The 23,321-nt window shown below is 66.0% G+C and carries 17 protein-coding genes and 1 pseudogene; 12 read left to right on the forward strand and 6 right to left on the reverse strand.

Annotated features, from left to right (window positions below):
- Nucleotides 1-594, reverse strand: a 594-nt coding sequence (locus ALII_RS0113755; RefSeq protein ID WP_081718999.1) for a sulfate transporter family protein, incomplete at its 3' end; no start/stop codon positions are given.
- Between the two features lie 173 nt (nucleotides 595-767).
- Between ALII_RS0113755 and ALII_RS0113760 the strand changes: the two genes are divergently transcribed.
- On the forward strand, nucleotides 768-1,760 hold the full coding sequence (locus ALII_RS0113760; protein ID WP_024587889.1) for an adenosine kinase: 993 nt from the start codon (nucleotides 768-770) through the stop codon (nucleotides 1,758-1,760).
- Between the two features lie 30 nt (nucleotides 1,761-1,790).
- Here the strand turns inward: ALII_RS0113760 and ALII_RS0113765 are convergent, their stop codons facing one another.
- Nucleotides 1,791-2,864, reverse strand: a complete 1,074-nt coding sequence (locus ALII_RS0113765; RefSeq protein WP_244437437.1) for an endonuclease/exonuclease/phosphatase family protein — start codon at nucleotides 2,862-2,864, stop codon at nucleotides 1,791-1,793.
- A gap of 82 nt (nucleotides 2,865-2,946) precedes the next feature.
- A pseudogene (locus tag ALII_RS21300) lies at nucleotides 2,947-5,183 on the reverse strand (NADP-dependent malic enzyme).
- Nucleotides 5,184-5,464: 281 nt separating this feature from the next.
- Between ALII_RS21300 and mutS the strand changes: the two are divergent.
- From mutS to ALII_RS0113800, 6 genes are all read left to right on the forward strand, one after another.
- On the forward strand, nucleotides 5,465-8,113 hold the full coding sequence (mutS, locus tag ALII_RS0113775) for a DNA mismatch repair protein MutS (protein WP_035449954.1): 2,649 nt from the start codon (nucleotides 5,465-5,467) through the stop codon (nucleotides 8,111-8,113).
- 54 nt (nucleotides 8,114-8,167) lie between these two features.
- Nucleotides 8,168-10,942, forward strand: coding sequence for a [protein-PII] uridylyltransferase (locus tag ALII_RS0113780; RefSeq protein ID WP_024587892.1), 2,775 nt, complete (start codon nucleotides 8,168-8,170; stop codon nucleotides 10,940-10,942).
- 10 nt (nucleotides 10,943-10,952) lie between these two features.
- The gene (gene murJ, locus ALII_RS0113785; protein ID WP_024587893.1) at nucleotides 10,953-12,551 is read left to right on the forward strand and encodes a murein biosynthesis integral membrane protein MurJ; all 1,599 of its coding nucleotides are present in this window, start codon (nucleotides 10,953-10,955) and stop codon (nucleotides 12,549-12,551) included.
- Between the two features lie 210 nt (nucleotides 12,552-12,761).
- Nucleotides 12,762-13,829, forward strand: a complete 1,068-nt coding sequence (gene trpS, locus ALII_RS0113790) for a tryptophan--tRNA ligase (protein ID WP_024587894.1) — start codon at nucleotides 12,762-12,764, stop codon at nucleotides 13,827-13,829.
- 66 nt (nucleotides 13,830-13,895) lie between these two features.
- Entirely contained in the window at nucleotides 13,896-14,387 is a 492-nt protein-coding gene (locus ALII_RS0113795; RefSeq protein ID WP_024587895.1) for a universal stress protein, read from the forward strand.
- Nucleotides 14,388-14,621: 234 nt separating this feature from the next.
- Entirely contained in the window at nucleotides 14,622-15,197 is a 576-nt protein-coding gene (locus tag ALII_RS0113800) for a NifU family protein (RefSeq protein ID WP_024587896.1), read from the forward strand.
- Between the two features lie 77 nt (nucleotides 15,198-15,274).
- On the opposite strand, the gene ALII_RS0113805 is transcribed toward ALII_RS0113800, so the two are convergent.
- The gene (locus tag ALII_RS0113805; RefSeq protein WP_024587897.1) at nucleotides 15,275-15,724 is read right to left on the reverse strand and encodes a host attachment family protein; all 450 of its coding nucleotides are present in this window, start codon (nucleotides 15,722-15,724) and stop codon (nucleotides 15,275-15,277) included.
- 182 nt (nucleotides 15,725-15,906) lie between these two features.
- On the opposite strand from ALII_RS0113805, the gene cysG reads away from it, so the two are divergent.
- Genes cysG through ALII_RS0113825 form a run of 4 tightly spaced genes read left to right on the forward strand, consistent with a single transcriptional unit; the run spans nucleotide 15,907 to nucleotide 19,918 of the window.
- On the forward strand, nucleotides 15,907-17,355 hold the full coding sequence (gene cysG, locus ALII_RS0113810) for a siroheme synthase CysG (protein ID WP_029660535.1): 1,449 nt from the start codon (nucleotides 15,907-15,909) through the stop codon (nucleotides 17,353-17,355).
- Nucleotides 17,352-17,711, forward strand: coding sequence for a DUF2849 domain-containing protein (locus ALII_RS0113815; RefSeq protein ID WP_024587899.1), 360 nt, complete (start codon nucleotides 17,352-17,354; stop codon nucleotides 17,709-17,711). The genes cysG and ALII_RS0113815 overlap by 4 nt, the downstream gene beginning before the upstream one ends.
- Before the next feature lie 15 nt (nucleotides 17,712-17,726).
- Complete coding sequence (locus tag ALII_RS0113820; protein WP_024587900.1) at nucleotides 17,727-19,397, forward strand: nitrite/sulfite reductase; 1,671 nt, start codon at nucleotides 17,727-17,729, stop codon at nucleotides 19,395-19,397.
- Nucleotides 19,397-19,918, forward strand: coding sequence for a DUF934 domain-containing protein (locus ALII_RS0113825; protein WP_024587901.1), 522 nt, complete (start codon nucleotides 19,397-19,399; stop codon nucleotides 19,916-19,918). The genes ALII_RS0113820 and ALII_RS0113825 overlap by 1 nt, the downstream gene beginning before the upstream one ends.
- On the opposite strand, the gene ALII_RS0113830 is transcribed toward ALII_RS0113825, so the two are convergent.
- Nucleotides 19,915-20,610 carry a GntR family transcriptional regulator gene (locus ALII_RS0113830; RefSeq protein ID WP_024587902.1) on the reverse strand — a complete coding sequence of 232 codons (696 nt, stop codon included), beginning with the start codon at nucleotides 20,608-20,610 and terminating at the stop codon, nucleotides 19,915-19,917. The two genes, ALII_RS0113825 and ALII_RS0113830, sit on opposite strands and share 4 nt — an antisense overlap.
- Nucleotides 20,607-21,977, reverse strand: coding sequence for a formimidoylglutamate deiminase (locus ALII_RS0113835; RefSeq protein WP_024587903.1), 1,371 nt, complete (start codon nucleotides 21,975-21,977; stop codon nucleotides 20,607-20,609). The genes ALII_RS0113830 and ALII_RS0113835 overlap by 4 nt, the downstream gene beginning before the upstream one ends.
- Before the next feature lie 76 nt (nucleotides 21,978-22,053).
- On the opposite strand from ALII_RS0113835, the gene hutI reads away from it, so the two are divergent.
- Nucleotides 22,054-23,247, forward strand: a complete 1,194-nt coding sequence (gene hutI, locus ALII_RS0113840) for an imidazolonepropionase (RefSeq protein ID WP_029660537.1) — start codon at nucleotides 22,054-22,056, stop codon at nucleotides 23,245-23,247.
- The last annotated feature ends 74 nt before the right edge of the window (nucleotides 23,248-23,321 follow it).

Raw genomic sequence — 23,321 nt, forward strand, 5'->3', positions numbered from 1 at the left:
GATCGCCAGGAAGGCGGCGATCACGAGGCCGGCCATCAGGACCGTGCCGGAATGGCGGCGGCGGAGGGCTTTTGCGTCTTCCTCGGAGCGGAACCGCATGGCGGCGAACTCGAAGAATTCGCGGCCGAGCAGATAGCCGTTGACGGCGAAGAAGGCGATCAGGTTGACGCCCGGCACCAGGAGCAGCATCAGCGCCAGGAGGTTGCCGAGGATGACGATGCCGAAGAATTTCAGCGACAGGACGGCGGCGCGCACCAGCGGGACGGCGGTTCCGGGCCGGTCCTGCGGATAGTCGCGGGTCTCGACGATCTCGGCGACATCGTCGAGGAACATGCCGGCGATGATCGCCGTGATGGGGGCGATCAAGAGGGCCAAGCCGGCCGCAAGCCCGATGCCGGCGGCGACCCCTGCGAAGACGCCGAACCACGACGCCCAGGCGTCGGCCCAGCCCGGCAGGTCCGGCGCCATCATGACCAGCCACGGCCAGAACAGCCATTCGAACAGGTAGCGCAGGGCGAACCAGAGCCCGATCAGGAACAGGATTGTCAGGCCGATCGATTTCCAGAAGGTCGAGCGGAATTCCGGCTCGGTCAGATTGGCGGNGCGGCGGCGCGCCGCGCGGCGGTGAAGATCATGATGGCGGCGCCCCTATGCTGTTATCCGCCAAGTAGGAGGCGGACGGGCCGGCGGCAAGGCGTTTGCACTTTGGCGACGATGCCGCTAAACGGAGCCCGTTCCCCCGACATGACGAGCGACCGGAGACCTCGATGACGCAGTATGACGTGCTTTGCATCGGCAATGCGATCGTTGACATCATTGCCCGCTGCGACGACGACTTCCTGCGCGACAACGAGATCATCAAGGGCGCGATGAACCTGATCGACGCCGAGCGCGCCGAGCATCTCTATTCGCGCATGGGCCCGGCAATCGAGGCTTCGGGCGGCAGCGCCGGCAACACGGCGGCGGGTGTCGCCAGCTTCGGCGGGCGCGCGGCGTTCTTCGGCAAGGTTTCGGCGGACCATCTCGGCACGATCTACGCACACGACATCCGCGCGCAGGGTGTCGCCTTCGACACCGCGCCGCTCGCCGGCACGCCGCCGACCGCGCGGTCGATGATCTTCGTGACGCCGGATGGCGAGCGCTCGATGAACACCTATCTCGGCGCCTGCGTCGAGCTTGGGCCCGAGGACGTCGAGGCCGAGAAGGCTGCGGGCGCCAAGGTCACCTATTTCGAAGGCTATCTGTGGGACCCGCCGCGCGCCAAGGAGGCGATCCGCCTGACCGCCGAGCACGCGCACAAGGCGGGCCGCGAGGTCGCGATGACGCTGTCGGATTCCTTCTGCGTCGACCGTTACCGCGACGAGTTCCTCGATTTGATGCGCTCGGGCACGGTCGACATCGTCTTTTCGAACGAGAGCGAACTGAAATCGCTCTACCAGACCTCGTCCTTCGAGGCGGGGCTCGAGGCCATCGCGCAGGATTGCAAGCTTGCGATCGTCACCCGGTCGGAGAAGGGCTCGGTGGTGCTGCGGGGCGGCGAGCGGGAGATGGTCGAGGCGATCGAGATCGCCGAACTGGTGGACACGACGGGCGCCGGCGATCTTTATGCCGCCGGCTTCCTGCACGGATACACGACCGGGCGTTCGCTTGCCGATTGCGGCAAGCTCGGCTCGCTCGCGGCCGGGCTCGTCATCCAGCAGATCGGGCCGCGGCCGATGCTGAGCCTGAAACAGGCCGCCACGGAACGCGGACTGGCCTGACGCGCATTGACGGCGCGAATGGGCCGCCGGTCACTTTTCCCAATCCGTACCGATCGCCTCCTCGTCGCGGGCGCGCGCTTCCTCGACCACTTCGCGCGCCTCGGCGATGTCGTCGCCATCGGCGGCTTCGGGCTCCGATTCGGCATTTTTCGAGCGACAGAAGAGAAGTTCGAAACAGACGGGAAAATGGTCCGAGCCGCAGGGCTTCAGCCGCTTCATGTCGATCAGCCGGAATTCGGCCGAGTGGAAGAGATGGTCGAGCGGCCAGCGCAGGAGCGGGAAGCGGGCGTCGAAGGTGGAGAAGATGCGCCGGCCGATGCGCGGGTCGAGCAGGCCGGAGATCTTGCGGAAGCGCTCCGTCGTCACCGACCAGGCGACGTCGTTGAGGTCGCCGGTCACCATGACCGGCAGCTTCTCGTCCTTGACCTTGAGCGCGACCAGCGCCGTCTCGCCATCACGCCCTTCGGTGCCGCGATGGGGAACGGGCGGCTCGGGATGGATGAAGTAGGCTCGGAAGCGATTGCCCTTCGGCGTGCGGATGGTGGCGATGACGGACGGCACGCCTTCGGTCAGGAGTTCATCGATGTCGTGACTTTCGAACGGGAATTTCGAGGCGACGATCATGCCGTAGGAATTGTCTCGGGCGGCGTCCGCGACATGGTCGTAGCGGGCGAGGAGATCGGCGACGCCGGCGCGCCAATTGTCGTCGACTTCCATCAGGACCAGGATGTCCGGATCGACCGCAGCGATCTCGTCGGCGAGCTCGCGATAGTGGGTGTTCGACATCTTGACGTTGGACGAGACGAGGCGAATGCGCTCGCCCTCGTCCGATGATTGCGCGTCGGCGGTCTGCCTGCGCCAGAGCGGGGTGAAGCGCAGGATGTGCGGCGCCTGGATCGCGACGACGGCGGCAAGCGCCATCTGGATGACACGCCAGCCTGTCTCTTCGCCGCCGACGAAGATCGAGACGAGGAGCAGCGCTGCCGCCAGCGCCAGGAATTGCTGGCGCGGAAAATCCCCGACCCGCACGATGCCGTGCGAGAAGGGGAAGAACGGCAGGACGCTCGCCACGACGAGGAAGAGCGTCAGCGCGGCGAAGATCACGAACAAGGCGGGTCTCCCGGTCGGCGGCGGCGTGAATTAGCAAACGACAATGCACGCCCGACCGCCATGTTCCCCGCTGCCGTCAACTTTGCGACGAATAGGCGGCGATGGCCGCCATGTTGACGATGTCGGAATCCTTGGCGTTGAGCGAGACGATCTGCACCGGCTTGTTAAGCCCGACGAGCAACGGTCCGATGACGGTGCAGCCGCCCAGTTCCTGCAGCATCTTGGTGGAGATGGAGGCGGAGTGGAAGGCCGGCATGACGAGGACGTTGGCCGGGCCCGACAGGCGGCAGAACGGATATTGCGCCATCAGCTTGGGATTGAGCGCGACGTCGGCGGCCATTTCGCCGTCATATTCGAAATCGACGCGGCGCTTGTCGAGGATCTTGACCGCCTCCTGGACGCGCTCCGAGCGCTCGCCGGGCGGATGGCCGAAGGTGGAATAGGCCAGCATGGCGACGCGCGGCTCATAGCCCATGCGCCGCGCGAAACCGGCCGCTTCCTCGGCGATGTCGGCAAGCTCGATGGCGTTCGGCATGTCGTGGACGGCGGTGTCGGCGACGATGACGGTGCGGCCGCGGCAAAGGGCGATGGAGACGCCGATGACCCGGTGACCCGGCCGCGCGTCCATGGTCTTCTTCACGTCGTCGAGCACAGTGGAATAGTTGCGCGTGACGCCCGTCACCATGCCGTCGGCATCGCCCAGCGCGACCATGGCGGCGGCGAAATGGTTGCGGTCGTTGTTGATCATGCGCTGCGCGTCGCGGAAAAGGTAGCCCTTCCGCTGCAGGCGCTCGTAGAGATAGTCGGCGTAGATGCCGTTGCGGCGCGACAGGCGCGCATTGATGATCTCGATGCCGGGCCGGTTCAGATCGACGCCGGCGTTGCGCGCGGTCTCCTGCATCCGCTCCTCGCGGCCAAGCAGGATCGCGGTGCCGAGCTTCTGGTTGGCGTAGGAGACGGCGGCGCGCATGACCTGCTCCTCCTCGCCCTCGGCGAAGACGATGCGCTTGGGCTGGCGGCGCACGCGGTCGTAGATGCGCTGGAGCGTCGAGGCGATGGGGTCGCGCCGGGCGGAAAGCTCCTGCTGGTATTTTTCGAGGTTGAGGATCGGCTTGCGGGCGACGCCGGAATCCATCGCCGCGCGGGCGACGGCGGCGGGGATCGCCGAGATCAGCCGCGGGTCGAACGGCACCGGGATGATGTAGTTCGGGCCGAATTTCGGCCGCATGCCCTGATAGGCGGCGGCGACGTCGTCGGGCACGTCCTGGCGGGCGAGATCGGCGAGCGCCTGCGCGGCCGCGACCTTCATGTCGTCGTTGATGGTGGTCGCGCGGACATCCAGTGCACCCCGGAAAATATAGGGGAAACCGAGGACGTTATTGACCTGGTTAGGATAGTCGGAGCGCCCGGTCGCCATGATCGCGTCGGTGCGGATTTCGGCGACTTCCTCCGGCGTGATCTCCGGATCGGGATTGGCCATGGCGAAGATGATCGGGTTCTTCGCCATCGACTGGACCATGGCCGGCGTCAGCGCGCCCTTGGCCGAAAGGCCAAAGAAGACGTCGGCACCATCGAGCGCCTGGGCGAGCGAGCGGGCGTCGGTCTTGACCGCATGGGCCGACTTCCACTGGTTCATGCCTTCCTCACGCCCCTGGTAGACGACGCCCTTGGTATCGCACAGGATGACGTTCTGCGGCGCGAAGCCCATCGACTTGACGAGCTCGATGCAGGCGATGCCGGCTGCGCCGGCGCCGTTGCAGACGAGCCTCGTGTTGGCCATGTCACGGCCGGTCAGATGCAGCGCGTTGATGAGGCCGGCGACCGCGATGATGGCGGTGCCGTGCTGGTCGTCATGGAAGACGGGAATGTCCATCAATTCGCGCAGGCGCTGCTCGATGATGAAGCATTCGGGCGCCTTGATGTCTTCGAGGTTGATGCCGCCGAAGGAGGGACCGAGAAGCTTGACGNGGAATCGACATCGGCGAAGCGCTTGAAGAGGACGGCCTTGCCTTCCATGACTGGCTTGGAGGCGAGCGCGCCCAGATTGCCGAGGCCGAGGATGGCGGTGCCGTTGGAGATGACGGCGACCATGTTGCCGCGCGTCGTGTAGTCGAAGGCGCGGGAGGGGTCCTCGGCGATGGCCTTGACCGGTACGGCGACGCCCGGCGAATAGGCCAGCGACAGGTCGCGCTGCGTCGCCATCGGCTTGGTCGGATTGATCTCCAGCTTGCCGGGCCGTCCCTGCGCGTGGAAGTCGAGCGCTTCCTGCGGGCTGACGGAGGGACCGGACTCGGATTTCTGGTTCTTGGGCATGATGCGGAATTTCCCCCCGGGGCGCGTCTTTTTGTGGAGCGTTTCGGATTAAGGCTACACTCCGCAAGCGTAAAGCGCCAAGCAGGATGAAACGGAAAAAGCGGTAGCCTAGTGAAACTGATGCCAATCGGATTTGGGAGCGTTCTGTCGCACCCCCCTCTGGCCTGCCGGCCATCTCCTCAAGGGGGGAGATCAGTCTCGTCATTGCCGCGCGTGTTCTGCTGCCTCGCGGGGGCTCGGCCGTGTTGAACCAGGTGCCGCAGGCGGGCGGCGGGACGCCGATGATCGAGCAGTTCATCGAGATCAAGGCGGCGAACCCGGATGCGCTGCTGTTTTATCGCATGGGCGATTTCTACGAATTGTTCTTCCACGATGCGGAGATCGCCGCGCGGGCGCTCGGCATCACGCTGACCAAGCGCGGCAAGCATCAGGGCGAGGACATTCCGATGTGCGGCGTGCCCGTCCACGCCGCCGACGACTACCTGCAGAAGCTGATCGGACAAGGCTACCGCGTCGCGGTGTGCGAGCAGGTCGAGGACCCGGCCGAGGCGAAGAAGCGCGGCTCGAAATCGGTGGTGAAGCGCGACGTGGTGCGGCTCGTCACGCCCGGCACGATCACCGAGGAAAAGCTGCTCGCGCCGAGCGAGGCGAGCTATTTGATGGCGCTGGGACGCACCAAGGGTGTCGATGAGCTGGCGCTGGCGTGGATCGACATATCGACCGGCTCGTTTCGCGTCTGCCGCACGAATGCCGAACGACTTTTAACCGACATCCTGCGCGTCGATCCGCGCGAACTTATCCTCGCCGACGCGGTGTTCCACGAGCCCGAACTGCGCCCGACCTTCGACGTCATCGGACGGCTCGCCAATCCGCAGCCGGCGATCCTGTTCGATTCGTCCGCCGCGACGGGGCGCATCGCGCGCTTTTACGAGGTCGCGACGCCGGACAGTTTCGGCGAGTTCAGCCGAGCCGAACTCTCCGCCATCGCAGGCGCGATCGCCTATGTGGAAAAGACGCAGATTTCCGAGCGCCCGCCGCTCGGCTTTCCCGAGCGCGAGGAAGAGGGGACGAGCCTCTTCATCGACGCGGCGACGCGGGCGAATCTCGAACTCCTGAAGACGCTGTCCGGTAGCCGCGAGGGCTCGCTCCTGAAGGCGATCGACCGGACTGTGACGGGCGGCGGGGCGCGGCTCCTAGCCGATCGGCTGATGTCGCCGCTGACCGATCCGGTCGCGATCAACGCCCGGCTCGATGCGATTTCGTTCCTGATTGCCGAGCCGCGGCTTTGCGAAGGTTTGCGGACGGTGTTGAAGGGCGCGCCGGACATGCCACGCGCGCTCTCGCGCCTCGCGCTCAACCGGGGCGGACCGCGCGACATGGGCGCGCTGCGCGCCGGGCTGGACGCCGCGCGGCAGGCGGCCGAACTGCTGCAATCGGCGATGCTGCCGGCTGAACTGGTGGAGGCCTGCGAAGCGCTGTCCTCGCTGCCGCTGTCGCTCGCGTCGCATCTTGGCGCAGCTCTTTCGGACGAGCTGCCGCTCTTGAAGCGCGACGGCGGCTTCGTCGCCAAGGCATATGATGGCGAACTCGACCAGATGCGGGCGCTGCGCGACGACACGCGGCGGGTGATCGCGGGGATGGAGCGCGACCTGGTCGAGGAGACGGGCATTCGCGCTTTGAAGATCCGGCACAACAACGTGCTCGGCTACTATATCGAGGTGACGGCGCAAAACAGCGGCGCGCTGACGGAGAGCGATGCGGCCAAGGCGCGCTTCATCCACCGCCAGACCATGGCGAACGCGATGCGGTTCACGACGACGGAACTGGCCGAGCTCGAAACCAAGATCGCCAACGCCGCCGACCGCGCGCTGCAGATCGAGCTTGGAATCTTCGACCGGCTACTAGCGGAGATCGTCGGTCATGCGGATGCGCTGCGAAAAGGCGCGGGTGCGCTGGCGGCGCTCGACGTCGCGACGTCGCTGGCCGTGCTTGCCGAGCAGGAAAACTATGCGCGCCCGCAGGTCGATGACGGCCTCGCCTTCGCGATCGAGGGTGGGCGACATCCGGTTGTCGAGCAGGCGCTGCGCCGGCAGATCGCCGATCCGTTCGTGGCGAATGATTGCGATCTTTCGCCCGTCGATGGCGAGAAGCGTGGCGCGATCTGGCTTTTGACCGGGCCGAACATGGGCGGTAAATCGACATTCCTGCGCCAGAACGCGCTGATCGCGATCCTCGCGCAGATGGGTTCCTTCGTGCCGGCGCGAAAGGCATATATCGGCGTCGTCGACCGGCTCTTTTCCCGCGTCGGTGCGTCGGACGATCTTGCGCGGGGGCGCTCGACCTTCATGGTCGAGATGGTCGAGACGGCGGCGATCCTCAACCAGGCGGGCGAGCGGGCCCTGGTTATCCTCGACGAGATCGGACGCGGCACCTCGACCTTTGACGGCCTGTCGATCGCCTGGGCGGCGGTCGAGTATCTGCACGAGAAGAATGGCTGCCGGGCGGTCTTCGCCACCCATTTCCACGAGATGACGGCGCTGTCGGGCAAGCTTCCACGCCTCGCCAACGTCACCATGAAGGTGAAGGAGTGGGAGGGCGATGTCGTCTTCCTGCACGAGGTCGGCAAGGGCGCGGCGGACCGCTCCTATGGCGTGCAGGTGGCAAAGCTCGCGGGCCTGCCCGATGCGGTCGTCGCGCGGGCGCGAGCGGTGCTGGGGCAACTCGAGGAAGGCGAGACGAGCGGCAAGGCGGCGAAGCTCGTCGACGATCTGCCGCTGTTTTCCGTCGCAGCAAGGCGCGCCGAGCCGAAGCCCGCTGCGAGCGATGGTCTTGCCAAGGAACTGGCCGGTATCCGGCCCGACGACATGACGCCGCGCGAGGCGCTGGAAACGCTCTACCGGCTGAAGGAGCGGGCGGGCAAGCGGCTGTAGCGGGGTCGCGCGAAACGGGGTAGAAGTGCACCGCACAATGAACGAGCCTGCCCGATGGCCAAGATTCCCCTGAGACTGGACGAGATCGTCGACGCCGCGAAACTGCGCCGCGACATGGCCGCGCTCGTCGGCGCGGACGGCGTCGATCGCGCGCCCAAGGACGTCGTCCAGCTTCTCAAGGATCGGATGGCGCAAGGTCGCGCCGTGGCCGAGGCGATGCTGATGGAGGATGGCGGTGGCACCGCCTGCGCGGAGCGTCTGTCGCACCTCATGGACGAGATCATCCGCGCGCTCTACGACTTCGCGGTCGCTCATGTGCATCGCCCGAAAAGCGCGGCCGAGCGCATGGCGGTGATTGCGGTCGGCGGTTACGGACGCGGGACGCTGGCGCCGGGCTCGGACATCGATCTTCTCTTCCTGCTGCCGGCCAAGCAGACGCCGTGGGCCGAGAAGGTGGCGGAATACATTCTCTACATGCTGTGGGATCTGGGGCTGAAGGTCGGCCACGCGACGCGCAACACCGACGAGTGCATGCGTCTTTCGCGCACCGACGTGACGATCCGGACCTCGATCCTCGAGGCGCGGTATGTGTGGGGCGACGAGGCGCTTTTCGACGGGCTTGTGGAGCGCTTCGACGAGGAGGTCGTCAAGGATACCGGCGCCGAATATGTGCAGGCCAAGCTTGCCGAACGCGATGAGCGCCACGCCAAGGGCGGCGACACGCGCTATCTCGTCGAGCCCAACGTCAAGGAGGGCAAGGGCGGGCTGCGCGACCTTCACACGCTGTTCTGGATCGGCAAGTATTTCTACCGTGTGCGCACCGCCGAGGAACTGGTCGGCAAGGGCGTCTTCACCCGGCGCGAATATCTGGAATTCCGCAAGGCGGAGGATTTCCTCTGGGCCGTGCGCTGCCACATGCATTTCCTGACGGCGCGGGCCGAGGAGCGGCTGCATTTCGACATCCAGCGCGAGATCGCCGAACGGCTCGGCTACACAAGCCATCCGGGGCTCTCGGCCGTCGAGCGCTTCATGAAGCACTACTTCCTGATGGCGAAGACGGTGGGCGATCTGACCCGCATCTTCTGCGCCGCGCTGGAAGAGGAGCAGGCCAAGCACGTTCCCGGCTTCAACCGCATCTTCCTCAACTTCTCGCGCCGGCGCCGCAAGCTTGCGGGCACCAGCGACTTCGTCACCGACAATCACCGCATCAACGTCATCGATGCGGATGTGTTCGTGCGCGATCCGGTGAACCTGATCCGGCTCTTCTGGCTCGCCGACCGGCACGGGCTGGAATATCACCCCGAGGCGCTGAAGCTCGTCACGCGCTCGCTCAAGCTGATCGACCGGAACCTGCGCCGCGACGAGGAGGCGAACCGCCTTTTCATGGACATCCTGACGTCGAGCCGAAATCCGGAGCTGAATTTGCGCCGGATGAACGAGGCCGGCGTCCTCGGCAAGCTCATCCCCGAGTTCCGCAAGATCGTGGCGATGATGCAGTTCAACATGTACCACCACTACACGGTGGACGAGCACCTGATTCGTTGTATCGGCGTCCTTTCGGAGATCGAGCGCGGCGATGGGGCGGACATCCATCCGCTGTCGCACGCGCTCATCCCGGACCTGAAGCGGCGGCGCGAAGTGCTCTATGCCGCGGTGCTGCTGCACGACATCGCCAAGGGCCGGCCGGAGGACCACTCGACGGCAGGCGCGCGCATTGCCCGCCGGCTTTGTCCCCATATGGGCTTTTCCGCCGCCGATACCGAGACGATCGCCTGGCTGGTCGAGAACCACCTCGTCATGTCGATGACGGCGCAGACGCGCGATTTGAATGACCGCAAGACGATCCAGGATTTCGGTGACGTGGTGCAGTCGGTCGAGCGGCTGAAGCTGCTGTTGATCCTGACCGTCTGCGATATCCGCGGCGTTGGGCCGGGCGTGTGGAACGGGTGGAAGGGCCAGCTTCTGCGCACGCTCTATTACGAAACCGAGCTTTTGCTGACGGGCGGCTTCTCCGAGGTCTCGCGCGCCAAGCGGGCCGAGATCGCGCGCGGGCAATTGGCCGATGCGCTCACCGACTGGTCGCCGGAAGAGGGGCGCCGTTATGTGGCACTCCACTACGACAATTATCTGCTGACCGTCGATCTGGCCGACCAGCTCCGCCATGCCGGCTTCATTCGCGAGGCGGATGCCGCCGGGCGCAAGCTGGCGACGGCGGTGAAGACGCATGAATTCGAGGCGGTGACCGAGATCACCATCCTGTCGCCGGATCATCCGCGCCTGCTCTCGGTGATCGCGGGCGCGTGCGCTGCGGCGGGTGCGAATATCGTCGATGCGCAGATCTTCACGACGACCGACGGGCGCGCGCTCGACACGATCCTGATCTCGCGCGAGTTCGACCGCGACGAGGACGAGCTGCGCCGCGCAAGGCGCGTCGGCGGGCTGATCGAGGACGTGCTTTCGGGCAAGAGCTGGCTGCCGGAGATCATCGAAAAGCGCGCCAAGCCGAAGCGCGGTTCGAAGACTTTCCGGCTGGAGCCGCGCGCCGACGTGCGCAACGCGCTGTCGAACCGGTTTTCGGTGATCGAGGTGAAGTGCCTCGACCGGCCGGGGCTCTTGTCGGAGATCACCGGAGCGATCTCGGACCTCTCGCTCGACATCGCGTCGGCGCACATCACGACGTTCGGCGAGAAGGTGATCGATACGTTCTATGTGACCGATCTGACGGGGGCCAAGATCGAGAACCCGACGCGGCTCGCCACGATCCGCAAGCGGCTGATCGAGACGCTCGGCGGCGAGACGGCGGATCATCCGAAGCAGGCGGCCGAATAGTGGTGGCTGCATGAGCCTCGTGCGCAAATTCGCGACTGTCGCGTCGGGAACGATGGCGAGCCGGGTGCTCGGCTTTACGCGCGAGATGCTGATGGCGGCGGCGCTTGGCACCGGGCCGATCGCGGACGCGTTCTATGCCGCCTTCCAGTTTCCCAACACGTTTCGCCGGCTCTTCGCCGAGGGCGCGTTCAACGCCGCCTTCGTGCCGCTCTTCTCCAAGGAGATCGAGGCGAACGGCATGAACGGCGCGCGGCGCTTTGCGGAGGAAGTTTTCGGCGTTCTCTTCTCCGCGCTGATCGTGCTGACGATCCTGATGCAGCTTTCGATGCCGCTCTTGGTCTCGACGATCATCGCGCCGGGTTTCACCGGCGATCCGGAAAAGTTCGACCTGACGGTGAACCTCGCCTGGATCATGTTTCCTTATCTGATGTGCATGTCGCTCGGGGCGATGATGGCGGGGATGCTGAATTCGCTGCGCCGCTATTTCGCGGCGGCGATCGCGCCCGTCTTCCTGAACATCATCCTGATCGGGGTGCTCGGCTATGCCTGGTGGCAGGGTCATGACGGGCGCGAGGTCGGGTACGGGCTTGCCTGGGGCGTGCTGGCGTCGGGCCTCGTGCAGCTTGCCATCGTCTGGGCGGCGGTGCGCCATGCCGGCATCTCGGTCGGCTTCAAGCGGCCGCGCATGACGCCCAACGTCAAGCGCCTGCTCTGGCTCGCCTTTCCCGCCGCGATCACCGGCGGGATCACGCAGATCAACACGCTGGTCGGCACGGCCATCGCCTCGACCCAGGCCTCGGCGGTCGCCTCGCTCGCCATGGCGGACCGGGTCTATCAATTACCGCTCGGCGTCGTCGGCATCGCGGTCGCGATCGTGCTCCTGCCCGAGCTCGCGCGCGCGCTGAAGGCCGGCAACGACCGCGAGGCGGCGAATTTGCAGAACCGCTCGGTCGAGTTCTCCCTGTTCCTGACGCTGCCGGCGGCGGTCGCGCTGTTCGTCATCGCCGAGCCGATCATCCGCGTCCTTTACGAGCGCGGGCAGTTCGCCGAGATGAACGCGACGCCGATGGTCGCTGCCATCCTCGCCATTTTCGGGCTGGGGCTGCCGGCCTATGTGCTGATCCAGGCGTTCCGGCCAGGCTTCTTCGCCCGCGAGGACACGCGCACGCCGATGATCTTTGCCGCGATCTCGGTGGTGACCAACATTTCGCTGGCGCTCACCCTTCTGCCGCGCATGGGCGCGCCGGGGATTGCGGTGGCGTCCGCCGTCTCGGCCTGGATCAACGCGGCGCTGCTTTTGGGAACGCTGGTGAAGCGCGGCCATTGGGGCACCGACCGGACGCTGGTGAAGCGCTTGCCGCGCCTGGTGGCGGCTGCGCTCGTGATGGGCGTCGCGCTCTGGTTTGCCGCCGGCTGGCTGTCGCCCTGGCTGCAACCTTCGTCCTCGCTCGCCGAACAGGTGCTGGCGCTGGGCGCGCTGTGCGGCGGCGGCGGAGCGCTCTATTTCGCGCTCGCCTTTGCCACCGGCGGCGCCGATATCGCCACCGTGAAGCGCGCGGTGCGGCGCGGGCCGAAGACGCCCGAGCCCGACACCTTGAACCCGGAGTAACGCCGGGCTATCAGCCCGCCCAGGGTGCATTGATATTCAGGCCTGAGCGGCCTGCAAATGCCAGCTTTCTGCGCTTCCGGTGCTCATGTACCAAATGTGCATTCCGCTCCGGTTCTCGAAATCTGCCATTTTCGGCTCGCGCAGACCTGAATATCAATGCACCCTAATTCTTTCCTGCCAGATCGGCCCTCCACCAGCCTTGGAAAATCCATGACCGACTTCAAGCCTCTCGTCTTTTCCGGCGTCCAGCCGACCGGCAATCTCCATCTCGGCAACTATCTCGGCGCGCTGACGAAATTCGTCGCGCTGCAGGACAGCCACGACTGCATCTATTGCGTCGTCGACATGCACTCGATCACGGCGCAGCTCGTCCATGCCGACCTTGCCGAGCAGACGCGTTCGATCACGGCGGCATTCCTCGCCTCCGGCATCGACCCGAAGAAGCACATCGTCTTCAACCAGAGCCGGGTGATGCAGCATGCCGAACTCGCCTGGGTGTTCAACTGCGTGGCGCGCATCGGCTGGATGAACCGCATGACGCAGTTCAAGGACAAGGCCGGCAAGGACCGCGAGAACGCCTCGCTCGGCCTCCTCGCCTATCCGAGCCTGATGGCGGCGGACATCCTCGTCTATCGCGCAACGCATGTGCCCGTGGGCGACGACCAGAAGCAGCATCTGGAACTGACGCGCGACATCGCGACCAAGTTCAACAACGACTTTTCCGCCCGGATTGCCGATCTGGGCGTCGGCGTGGAGATGATGAGCGGCGACGAGAAGGTCAACGGCTTTTTCCCGCTGACGGAGCCGCTGATCGAGGGACCGGCGACGCGCGTCATGAGCCTTCGCGACGGCACCAAGAAGATGTCGAAATCCGACCCATCGGACCTCTCGCGCATCAATCTGACCGACGACGCCGACACGATCTCGAAGAAGATCCGCAAGGCCAAGACCGACCCGGACGCGCTGCCGGGCGAGGTGGAAGGGCTGAAGGGACGGCCGGAAGCCGAAAACCTCGTCGGCATCTACGCCGCGCTCGCCGGAACGACGCGCGAGACCGTGATCGCCGATTTCGGCGGCCAGCAATTCTCGGCCTTCAAGCCGGCGCTCGCCGATCTCGCGGTCGAGAAGCTGGCGCCGATCTCGGCCGAGATGCGCCGCATTTCGGATGATCGCGCCTATGTCGACGGCGTCCTGCGCGACGGCGGCGAACGGGCCGGCGCGCTCGCCGAGGCGACGATGAAGGATGTGCGCAGGATCATCGGCTTTCTCGATAGCTGACGCATCCAGCTTGCCGGTGCTGCGGCCGGCTGGCAGATTGCACGCGACTCACACCCGGGAGCCGACATGGTATCCAAACGCCTCAGCCGCGAAGCCGGCCACCGCCGCAAGTTCCTGGCGATCGTCGACGACACGCCCGAATGCGAGCGGGCGATCGCCTATGCCGCGCGGCGCGCGCAGACGACCGGGGGGGCATTGCTGCTGCTCTTCGTCATCGAGCCTGGCGAAGTCCAGCACTGGCTCGGCGTCGAGCAGATCATGCGCGAGGAGGCGCAGGCGACCGCAAGCTCCGCCCTCGACCTTCAGGCGGGCAAGGTGCGCCAGGAACTCGGGCTCGAGCCCGAGCTCGTCATCCGCGAAGGCAAGGCGGCCGACGAAATCCACGCGCTGATCGAGGAAGACCAGGACATCGCGATTCTCGTCCTCGCCGCCTCCAACGCGAAGGAGGGGCCGGGCCCGCTGGTTGCCTCGATCGCCGGCAAGGGTGCGGCCTTCCCGATCCCCGTCACGGTCGTCCCGAGTTCACTGTCCGACGAAGACATCGAGGCCATAGCGTAGCGCAATCTCGGGCCCGGGACGGCCTGCAAACGGCAGCTTTCTGCGCTTCCGGTGCTCACGTACTGATGTACGCTCCGCTCCGGTTCTCGAAATCAGCCGTTTTCGACTAGTCCCAAGCCCGACCTTGCACTACCCTGCGCCGCAAAATTGCCAGCGCAGACGATGTTGCAATCGCCTGTGTGAGTCTCTATTTTTAGAATAATTCCAGAATTACGCGACAGCGGAGACCCGGTCATGTTCATCCAGACGGAAGCCACACCCAATCCGGCGACCCTGAAATTCCTGCCGGGCAAGGTCGTGCTCGAAGAGGGCACCGCCGATTTCCGCGATGGGGCGAGCGCCGCCGAGGCCTCGCCGCTTGCCGGCCGGCTGTTCGAGGTGCCGGGGGTTACCGGCGTCTTCTTCGGCTACGACTTCATCACCGTCTCCAAGGACGGCGCCGACTGGCAGCATCTGAAGCCTGCCATTCTCGGCACGATCATGGAGCACTTCATGTCCGGCCAGCCGGTCATGGCGACGGGTTCGCAGGCGCGCGCCGACGAGGCGGCCGAGGGCGAGGAATTCTACGATGCGGCCGACGAGGAAATCGTCGTTACCATCAAGGAACTGCTCGACACCCGCGTGCGGCCTGCCGTGGCGCAGGACGGCGGCGACATCACCTTCCGCGGCTACGAGAACGGCACCGTGTTCCTGCACATGAAGGGCGCCTGCGCCGGCTGCCCGTCTTCGACGGCGACGCTGAAGCACGGCATCCAGAACCTGCTTCGGCATTTCGTGCCGGAAGTGCAGCAGGTCGAACAGGTCGTCTGAACGGACTTCCCGAGCGCCGACACCAAGATACAAAAGCCCGCGACACGAACGTGCCGCGGGCTTTTTCGCGAGGCGCGTCAGGCCGCCGCGAGGTGCTTTTCGATTTCGTCGACCGGATGGTTGGTCAGCGTCTTGGGCACTTCGGCGATGATGCGGTCCGACACTTCCTTGTGAAATTCCTTGCGCATGTCGCCGAGCACCGTCGGCGGGGCGACGACGATCAGCTTCTTGAACTCGTGGCGATGGGCGAGCTTGTAGAGACGTTCGGCGATCTCCGCCGCGAACCGCTCCTTTTCGATGCGATGCCAGTCGGTCTCCTGAACCGCAGAACGGTGGTTGGGCCCCGCGTCGGGCATGCGGCCCGGGCGGTCGGTGCCCTGCTCCCGGGTCGGCGGGTTGTCGTCGTTCATCTGCCGGAAAACCTGCAGGTTCGGATAGAGCGCATCACCCTCGTTGCGCAGGAACAGGGCCTTCTCGCCATCGGCGACGATGACCCAGGCGTCGTGTTCGATCTTGAGACCGGTCATGAAACTCTCCTTTCGGGCTGGTTTCATCAACCGAACGCGACACGGCGACCCGACGTTCCTGCCCATGGCATGGGAATAATTTTCTCCTCACCCGCCGATCTGCCGAAAAGCGATTGTTTCTGCAGCAGACGCGCACGACGCGATTTCTTACCCGCGACGGACGCTTCGGCGACAATGCGGCCATGTCGACATCCAATCCCAGCATCGCGCCCGCACGCCTGAACGCCTTCCCGATCTTCGCCAAGGTCGAGGGGCGCGTCGTCGTGATCGTCGGCGATGGCGACGAGGCGCTGGCCAAGGCGCGGCTGATGACGCAGTCGAGCGCGCAACTGCGCGTGATTTCGGCAGCGCCCGAGGCGGAACTTGCCGAATGGGCAGAGGCGAACGGCGTTGCGATCGTGCGGCACGCCTATGAGCCGGCGCTGATCACGGATGCCGCGCTCGTGTTTGCCGCGACCGGCGAACTGGACCGCGATGCGGCGGTGGTTGCAGATGCGCGGTCGATGAAGATCGCGGTCAATGCCGTCGACCGCCCGGAGCTTTGCGACTTCTTCACCCCGGCGCTGGTCAACCGCGCGCCGGTCGCGATCGCGATCGGCACGGAAGGTGCGGGACCCGTTCTGGCGCAGATGATCCGTGCGCGGATCGACCAGATGCTGAGCCCGCAGCTCGGCGTCCTGGCGCAGCTTGCCGCCAGCTATCGCGATGCAGTCGAAAAGCTCTTGCCGAAGGGCGTCGCGCGGCGGCGCTTCTGGAAGGAATTTTTTACGGGCGAAACCGCGCGCAATGTCGATGCCGGCGATGTTTCGTCGGCGCGGCGGACGGCTTCGCAGCTTTTGCGTGAGCGGGGCGCCGTGCCGGGTCATGTCGCGCTGGTCGGCGCCGGGCCGGGCGCGGAAGACTTGCTGACGCTGCGCGCGCATCGCCTGCTAATGGAAGCCGACGTGATCGTCCACGACGCGCTGGTGCCAGAGGCCGTGATCGCCATGGGCCGGCGCGATGCCGAGCGGATCGCGGCCGGCAAGCGCAAGGGCTGCCATTCGAAGACCCAGAGCGAGATCAATGCGCTGCTGGTGGAACTCGGACGCGCCGGCAAGCGCGTCGTCAGGCTGAAATCCGGCGATCCACTGGTGTTCGGCCGCGCGGGCGAGGAGATGGCCGCGCTGCGCGAGGCCGGCATATCCTATGAAGTCGTGCCGGGCGTGACCGCGGCGTTCGCGGCCGCAGCCGATTTCGAACTGCCGCTGACATTGCGCGGGGTCTCTTCCTCGATGGTGTTCACCACCGGGCACGACCTGAAGGGCGCGACGCTGCCCGACTGGGCGCGGCTTGCCATCGATGGCGCCACCGTCGCGGTCTATATGGGCCGTTCGATCGCCGCAGAAGTCGCCGAGCGGCTGATCGCGGCGGGGCTGTCGCCGGACACGGCCGTCGCCGTCGTCGAGAATGCGAGCCTCGAAGCCAAGCGCCTCTTCCACGGCACGCTCGCAGACCTGCCCTCGCTGCAGGCGCGCACCGACCTGACCGGCCCGGTCATGACCATCATCGGCGACGCCGTCGCCGGCGCCAATTTCACCCGTTCGACCGCGCTCCACAGGGCGCCGGCATTCCAAGAGGAGATTTCGCGATGAAGATCCTGACCGCAAACCGGCTGACCGATGGCGAGGCCGTGTGGCTGTGCGCCGACCATAGCTGGGCCGAGACGATCGACGTGGCCGAAATCGCGCGCGATGCGGCGACCGAGGAAAAGCTGGAACGCGCCGGCAAGGCGGCGCTCTGCAAGAACGAGGTCGTCGACCTCGCGCTCGTCGACATCGACCTCGTCGACGGCCGCATCTGGCCGAAGCGCCTGCGCGAGCGCATCCGCGCCGCCGGCCCCACCAACCGCACCGATCTCGGCAAGCAGGCTCGGGCATTTCCCGGTGCAGAGCGTCCTTTGCACGCCGAAGAGGGCGCGCGGCGCTCTGGTATCTCGATCGCCGCCTGATCGAACGAGGATTTCATGTACCGCTACGACGAGTTCGACCACCAGTTCGTGAAGGCCCGCACCGCCGAGTTCGCCGACCAGGTGGAACGGCGGCTTGCCGGCGAGTTGACCGAGGACCAGTTCAAGCCGCTCAGGCTGATGAACGGCGTCTATCTCCAGCTCCACGCCTATATGCTGCGGATCGCCATTCCCTATGGCACGCTCTCGTCGAAGCAGCTTCGGATGCTGGCGCATATCGCGCGCACCTATGACAAGGGCTATGGCCACTTCACGACGCGGCAGAATCTGCAGTTCAACTGGCCGGCGCTCTCCGACATTCCGCAGATCCTGGCCGATCTGGCATCCGTCGAGATGCACGCGCTGCAGACGTCGGGAAACTGCATTCGCAACGTGACCGCCGACCATTTCGCGGGCGCTGCTTCGGATGAAGTGGCTGATCCGCGGCCTTATGCAGAGATCCTGCGCCAGTGGTCGTCGGTGCATCCGGAGTTCTCGTTCCTGCCGCGCAAGTTCAAGATCGCGGTGACGGGCGCCGAGCGCGACCGGGCAGCGATCCAGGTTCACGACATCGGGCTGCATCTGAAGAAGAACGCGGCCGGCGAACTGGGTTTTGCCGTCTATGTCGGCGGTGGACAGGGGCGCACGCCGCTCATCGCCAAGAAGGTGCGCGACTTCCTGCCCGAAGAGGATCTGTTGACCTACACGACCGCGATCCTGCGGGTCTACAACCTCAACGGACGGCGCGACAACAAGTACAAGGCGCGCATCAAGATCCTCGTGCATGAGACGGGAACGGAAGAGCTGACCCGCCAGATCGAGGCGGAGTTCGCTGAAATCCGCAATGGCGAGCTGAAGCTGCCGCAGGCCGACATCGACGCGATCGAGCGCTATTTCGCGCCGCCGGCTCTGCCCGACCGACCGGAAGGCATGGTCGTCGAGGCGAGCGCGAAGCTGGCGAACCCGGCCTTTGCGAGCTGGGTGAAGCGCAACGTCAACCCGCACAAGAACCCCGATTATGCCTCGGTGACGATCTCGCTGAAGGGCATCGGCGAGGTGCCGGGCGATGCGACCGACGCGCAGATGGATGCGGTGGCCGACCTCGCCGAGGAACTGGCCTTCGACGAAATCCGCGTCAGCCACGAGCAGAATCTGATCCTTCCGCATGTCGCGCGGGCGGATTTGAAGGAAATCTACAAGCGGCTGGAAGCGATCGGGCTTGCGACCGCCAACGCCGGCCTCGTCACCGATATCATCGCCTGCCCCGGCCTCGACTATTGCGCGCTCGCCAATGCGCGCTCTATCTCGGTCGCGCAGGAGATTTCGAACCGCTTCGGCAGCCAGGCGCGGCAGGAGGAGATCGGCGAACTGAAGCTGAAGATTTCCGGCTGCATCAATGCCTGCGGCCACCATCATGTCGGCCATATCGGCATTCTGGGCGTCGAGAAGAAGGGCACCGAGCTCTACCAGATCACGCTCGGCGGCTCGGGCGACGAGAATACGTCGATCGGCGAGATCGTCGGCCGCGGCTTCACCGCCGAGGAAATCACCGACGCGATCGAGACCGTGGTCGAAACCTATCTGGCGCTGCGGACCGACAAGGCGGAAGACTTCCTCGCCGCCTATCGCCGCGTCGGCGCAGCACCGTTCAAGCAGGCGCTCTACGGCGCGGAAGCGAAGGCCGCCTGATGAGCGAAGAAAACGTGACGCGCCTGTGGACGCAGGCGGGCTTCATCGACGATGCATGGACGCGCGGCGACGCCGAGACGCCGGCGGGCGACCATGTGATCCTGCCGCTCGACGCCTTTCTGGCGGCAATCGAGGCGGGAACGAATGCCGGCCCGCTCGGCGTGCATCTGGCGCCGGGCGAGAGCATCGACGCGATCGTTCCGAATCTCGACCGGCTGTCGCTGATCTCGCTCGGCTTCCCGGCCTATAATGACGGGCGGTCGTTCTCGAAGGCGGAATTGCTGCGCAGCCGGCATGGGTTCACGGGCACGATCCGGGCACATGGCGACGTCTTGATCGATCTCGTCAACCACATGCTGCGCACGGGCTTCGACGAACTCGAAGTGACGAACGGGCCGACGCTGGCAAGGCTCGAAGCCGGACGGCCGGGCGGGCTCGGTGTTTACTATCAGCCGGCAGCGAAGGCGTCCGACAAGCCTGTCGATGCGCCCGCCTATGCCTGGCGGCGGGTGCCGGCCTAAAGCTTCGTCACCATTCGGTAGGTCGAAGGGTGGATCATGCGGACCAGCGTGATCGGCCTTTCGCCGAGCCAGGTGATGCGCTCGCCGACGAAGACGGGCGCGCCTTTTTCGACGTTCAGCAGTTCAGATTCCGCGCTGGCACTGTCGGCGTGGAAGGTGAATTCGGCATGGGTGAAGGGCGCGGATTCGACCAGCCATTCATTCGGGCCGATGGCTGTGAAGTCGGCGTTTTTCGCGGCGGGTACGGTTTCCAGCACGATGTAGCGATCCTCGAACTGGTAGGGCTGGCGGTCGGCAAGATGTAGCGCGCGGACATGGCGAAGCTGGGCTTCCGCGGCCAGGCCGAGACGGGCGCGGATGAGCGCGGGGGCCTTGATGGTTTCGCTGGAGAGGAGCCGGTACTGATAGGCCGCACCCCGCGCCTCGATCTCTTGGCGGACGAGCGGAATGACGAAGCGCGCCTCGCGGACGGGATGAAGCGCGACGCGGGTGCCGGCCTTGCGGCGGCGCTCGATGAGGCCGGCTTCGGCCAGTTCGCGCAGCGCCCGGTTGACCGTCGCGCGGGCCGCGCCGAATTCCACCGACAGCGCTTCCTCGCCTGGAATGAGCGCGCCGGGCAGCCAGACGCGGCTGGCGATGCGCCGCGAAATCTCGTCGCGGATGGCGCGGTATGAGGAGCGGGCAGTGGTCACAGACGGTCCATGATCGAGGTCAGGCGGGTTTTGTAGCGGGCGGCGATCGCGTCGCGCGCGACGTGCCAGCCGTCCCTTATCATATGTCGGCCGGCCGACCAGAGATCGGTGACGCAGGCTTGCGAGCCGGCGAAGACGTAGGCGTCGAGCACCATGTCACCGGTGAGGCCGTGGAGGCCCGCACGGGCCGGGTCGATGGCGACGAGATCGGCCCATTTTCCGATCTCGATGCTCCCTGCAACACGGCCCAGCGCTTGCGCGCCGCCCGCCGATGCGAGGTCGTGAAGCTTGCGGCCGGCCGAACCGCCGGGCTCGGCAAGGACGACACGCGCGCGGTCGCGCAGGCGCTGCGAATAGTCGAGCTGGCGCAACTCGCCGATGGTCGAGATGGCGATGTTGGAATCCGAGCCGATGCCGAGTTGGCCGCCTTTCTCGACATAGCGGTCGCCATCGAAGATTCCGTCGCCGAGATTGGCTTCGGTGACCGGGCAGAGGCCCGCGACGGCGCGCGTGCGGGCGAGCGCCGTGGTCTCTTCCGGGTTCATGTGCGTGCAATGAATGAGGCACCAGCGCTGCGTCACGTCGTGGTTGGCGAGAAGCCATTCCATCGGGCGGGCACCGAGAATGTCCTGCGTCTCGGCAAGTTCTGCTTCCTGCTCGGCGATGTGCATGTGGAGCGGAAGGTTTGGCTTCCAGCCGGCGAGTTCGGCGAGATCGGAGATCGGGACGGCGCGGAGCGAATGCGGCGCGAGGCCGATATGGGAGTCGGCGGACGCGTTGCCGACGATGGCTTCGCAGCGGGCGACGAGGTCGCCGAAACTGTCGAGATCGTTGGCAAAGCGCAACTGGCCGCCCTTCAGCGGCCGTCCGTCGACGCCGCCCTGGGCATAGTGGACGGGAAGGAGCGTCAGGCCGATGCCGGTGGCGTCCGCGGCCGCCGCGATGCGGGCCGCGAGTTCGCCCCGATCTGCGTAGGGCGCGCCGCCGGGTCGGTTGTGCAGGTAGTGGAACTCGGCGACGGCTGAGAAGCCGGCCTCCTGCATTTCCATGAAGGCGAAGGCGGCGATGGCCTCGATATCGTCGGGATCGAGGAGGTCGAGGAAGCGGTACATGATCTCGCGCCATGTCCAGAAACTGTCCCGGCCCGTCGGCCCGCGCCGCTCGGCAAGGCCGGCCATGGCGCGCTGAAAGGTATGGCTGTGGAGGTTCGACAGTGCCGGAAGGAGCACCGGCACGACCGTGTCGCCCGCGCCCCGCGCCGCGCCCTGCTCGACGCTTTCGATCTGCCCGCCGGCATCAATCGCGACCCGGACATCGGCGCTCCAGCCCGAGGGAAGGAGCGCGGTTTCGGCGAAAATGGCGACCATGGCGAATCCCGATTGACATAATATGTCTATACATAATAGCGTAAACGCGGATTTGAATTTGCGCAAGCGGATAGCGATGACCCGAACGCTTCTCACCAATCTCAGGCTCGCCGCCATGACGGCCGATCGGCCCTATGGGCTGGTCGAGGACGGCGCTGTGGCCATTGCCGACGGGCGGATCGCCTATGCGGGGCCGGTCGAGGATTTCGAGGAAGCGTTCGACGAATACGAGACGCGCGATCTGGGCGGGCGCCTCGTCACGCCGGCGCTGATCGACTGCCACACGCATCTCGTCTTCGGCGGCAACCGCGCGCGCGAATTCGAGATGCGGCTGGAGGGCGCGACCTATGAGGAGATCGCGCGGGCGGGCGGCGGCATCGTTTCGACCGTGGCCGCGACGCGGGAGCTGACGCAGGACGAGCTGGTGGAAGCGGCGCTGCCGCGGCTCGACGCGATGCTGGCCGAGGGCGTCGGCACGGTCGAGATCAAGTCCGGCTACGGGCTGACGATCGAGGACGAGTTGAAAATGCTGCGCGCGGCGCGCGAGCTTGGCCGGCTGCGCGACGTGCGGGTGAAGACGAGCTGGCTCGCCGCCCATGCCGTGCCGGCGGAATACAAGGGCCGCGCTGATGCCTATATCGACGAAGTCGTGCTGCCGGGCATGGAAGCCGGCGCGGAGGAAGGCCTAATCGACGCGGTGGACGGGTTCTGCGAGGGCATCGCCTTCAGCCCCGCGCAGATCGCGCGCGTGTTCGAGAAGGCCGCAGCGCTCGGCCTGCCGGTGAAGCTGCACGCAGAACAACTGTCGGATCTCGGCGGGGCCAAGCTTGCGGCGGAGCATGGTGCGCTGTCAGCCGATCATCTCGAATATCTCGGCGCAGATGGGGTGGCGGCTATGGCAGCGGCGGGAACCGTCGCGGTGCTGCTGCCGGGGGCATTCTATACGTTGCGTGAAAAGCAGATGCCGCCGGTGGGTACGCTGCGGGCGGCCGGCGTTGCGATTGCCGTGGCGACGGATTGCAATCCGGGCTCGTCGCCGCTCGCCTCGCCGCTTCTGGCGATGAACATGGCGGCGACGCTGTTTCGGCTGACGCCGGAGGAGGCGCTGGCGGGGATGACTCGCAATGCGGCGCTGGCGCTGGGGCTTGGTGGCGAGATCGGGACGGTGGAGGTCGGCAAGCGGGCGGAGCTGGCGGTGTGGGAAGTCGAGGAGCCGGCGGAGCTGGTTTATCGGATTGGATTCAATGCGTTGGTGGAGAGGGTGTGGTGATGGGTGTTGAAAGTTTCTGCTCTGTCGCACCCCCCTCTGTCCTGCCGGACATCTCCCCCTCAAGGGGGGAGATC

Origin of the sequence: Aliihoeflea sp. 2WW, assembly GCF_000497755.1 — a bacterium.
Lineage (GTDB): Bacteria > Pseudomonadota > Alphaproteobacteria > Rhizobiales > Rhizobiaceae > Aliihoeflea.